This window comes from Moorena sp. SIO2C4, from assembly GCF_010672485.1.
GTDB classification, from domain to species: domain Bacteria; phylum Cyanobacteriota; class Cyanobacteriia; order Cyanobacteriales; family Coleofasciculaceae; genus Moorena; species Moorena producens.
This window is the reverse complement of record NZ_JAAHGN010000967.1, coordinates 1-2941: the sequence shown is the minus strand read 5'-3', so window position 1 is coordinate 2941 and position 2941 is coordinate 1. Positions and strand designations below refer to the sequence as shown.

Here is a 2941-nt window from a genome sequence, read left to right as displayed (position 1 = left end):
AGGATGGCTAAGGTAATTTCTAGGGCTACGGTTGGGTCACGGTATAACAATTGGAAGGGTTGGAACCAGGGTAACTCTACCAAGATGGAATTGATGGTTTCCATGGCGAATTCCACTAGAACCCGCAGTAGCCAGAAAAATGCGATCGCAACCGTGATTGCGACTAACCACAACCGTTCCATCTTGGCAGATTTCAGGGGATGCCAATGCTGTGCTCGTCCACAGTTGCGCCATCGAGGACGAGGAGTGTAGAGGGTGGGAATATCCGGGGGAGAGTAGGGAACTGGTAATAGGGAAGAAGATGAAGCAGTCTGGTTTGGTTTACGGCTCAGTTTCAGTGGGCTAGAAGCCTGATCCTCTAGGGGGGTAAACCCTGTGGCATCAGTAGGGGATTTAGCAGCAACCGGATACTTGGTAATTAACTCAGCCTCAGTTTTAGCTGCCCATTCCTGTATCTGGGGGTCAGGGTGTTCCCTCAGGTGTTGGCAAAGTGCGATCGCTTTTTCTGGCTGACCATGCTTAGGATAAGCCTCGACTAGGGATTGAGAGGCTTCCGTCACAATGGAGTCATCCAACTCCATCTCACAGACACCTTCTAAGTGTGCGATCGCATCCTGGTAATTGCCCTGTTTGAGAGCTGCTAGACCAGCTGCCAGAGTTGGATTAGGAATAGATGCCATGAGGTTAAGAGTGTTTGTCCCTATCTTCCTTTAAGATAACCTTGGGCTACGGATTTGATCGCGCCTCAGTTCGATGTAATGATTTCACAGGTGTTGAGCAGTAGGCACGATCCAGACTTCAGTAATAATATAGCTTTTATGAATAGGTCATAAAAACTTAGGCTCATTTAGCCTACATCAAAAAATCCTCGAATATCTTTCCTAGTCTTAGCTGGTCTTTGATCCGAATTTTTATTGCTCCATCATCTTTTGTTTACATTTCATTTAAAAACCATAATAGCCCCATTGATTAGGGTGTATGCTAATATTTTTTGCTGCTGAAATTAAGGATTAATGATTGAAAGCATCAGCCTCTACATCAGCCTCTACATTCACAACGTATGGGTGAATTTTAGATTTTTTTTCAAAAAAAAGTGGGGTTATAGGATAGCTTAATTATACCATAATTAAGCTACGCATGATAATGATATGTTGCTATAAACAACGCTTTTTCAGGGTGGAAAAATAATCTTTAAGCTGTTATTTTGTTACAAAAACGTTATTCCTTCGTAAATTAAGGAGTATATCTAGCGTTTATCGCCGTTATGAGGTACAGTATTCTTTGACGTTGATTCCCTGTTTTGATGCAGCGCATTCCTATTCCCTGTTCCCAGATCCGCTGTTCCCTAAAATCCCGAAATTTTGTACCTCATAGCTAGGATAATTGCTAGGAGGTACCTTTATTGATCCAATTCAGTGTGATATACTCATTTGAAAGTTGTGATCAAGGGAATGCATAATGTTAAATTACTAATCCAAGGGCTAGATAAATTACCCCGATTTATCCCATTTAATATTAAGGACATCATGCCATGACTTCACAAAATCCAATCCCGCCACAGTTAGGTGAGATGCCAAACCCAGAAATTCAGTCCACGGATAAAAATCCGTCTACTGAAGCACTAATAGAAGAAGGTGTTAACCGCATCGTCACCGAGATTGTTGATTCAGCGCTAGCACGGATTAGCGACCAGCAAGAGCAGCAACTAGTGCGCGATGGTATTGCTGATATCCTCGGTAACACACTCCAGGAATTGGTTGAGGAAAAACTGAATCAGCAGCAATCTCAGATATCCATGGTTGGAGGCATGGCTATCGGTGATGCTGTTAATACCGGTATTAATGCCGCCAAGCAAGTACAAGACCTAGGCTTTGTGGAGTTTACTGCTGGCTTAATTAACGGTACTTTCGATGCTATTATCGCTGCGACAATCAGACAGATCGAAGCCTATGCTGAGCTGGTTGCTAACCTAGCCAAAACCCTCAAGCAGTTTGAGGCTGAGAACGTCTCTGATGCGGAGATTAAGGCACACCTTAATGAAAACTACCCGGATGGAAATGGCGGCACTCTTGTACGGGCGAACTATATATTTCCAAACACACCTACAGACCAAAACACCGGCAATCCTGGCAAGGCTGGTGTTACTAAATTAAAGGAGGTAGCAAGAGCATTAGAAGCAGAAACGGTCAACCTGGAACAACCCCTTAAACTCACTATCACACCAGAGCAGAAGAATTCTTTCACAGTTCCTCAAGTCCAAGTAATTCGTCGCAAACTCTCTGAGTCACTGGCACAGAGCTTGATTGATCATCTACGGGAGATGGCACGGCAGGGTATGGCACGGATTGTGATCACCGATGGTGAAATCCTTTCTAAACTTACCTTTAACGTTACTGCTACCGAAACAGAAACTAGACGAAAAAGCGAGTACGACCGTTTACAAGCTGGCGCTTCTATCCGAGCCAGTGCTAGGTGGGGATGGGGTCGTGCTTCTGTTGGAGCAAACTTCAACAAACTAAAAGTCAAAGCAACTAATGAAAGTTCATTTGATAACGTCACCATGAGTACTGAAATCATTGGTCAGGTTAAAATTCGCTTCCGCACCGAGACCTTCCCAATAGTAGAATAAAACGGATAAATTGATTACCTAATCACTTAAGTATTACAGCGGGATGATTGTTGCGATAGGTTAGCGCCTAGGGAATAGGAAAAGAGAGAGGAGTTTGGGGAGATTTGTTCCCTACTCCCTGCTCCCTGCTTCCTTATTAAGTAACTTCAATCATCCCCTATCTATCATTAGAGCACTACGCATTAAGAGGATATCTGAAAAGTTTTTTGATACTGAATTTTGCCCCCCTAGCCCCCCAATTCTGGGGGGAACAAGAATCCATTTGTTGGTAAAAGTCCCCCAAAATTGGGGGATTTAGGGGGCTTGAATGTA

Annotated in this window: 1 protein-coding gene and 1 pseudogene; one reads left to right on the top strand and one right to left on the bottom strand. The window is 43.7% G+C overall.

Annotation, left to right across the window (positions count from 1 at the left end):
• Positions 1–680, bottom strand: a pseudogene (locus F6K20_RS32185) (Zn-dependent protease with chaperone function); the annotation flags it as partial.
• A gap of 851 nt (positions 681–1531) precedes the next feature.
• Here F6K20_RS32185 and F6K20_RS32180 point away from each other — a divergent pair.
• Complete coding sequence (locus F6K20_RS32180; RefSeq protein ID WP_287297476.1) at positions 1532–2629, top strand: hypothetical protein; 1098 nt, start codon at positions 1532–1534, stop codon at positions 2627–2629.
• The last annotated feature ends 312 nt before the right edge of the window (positions 2630–2941 follow it).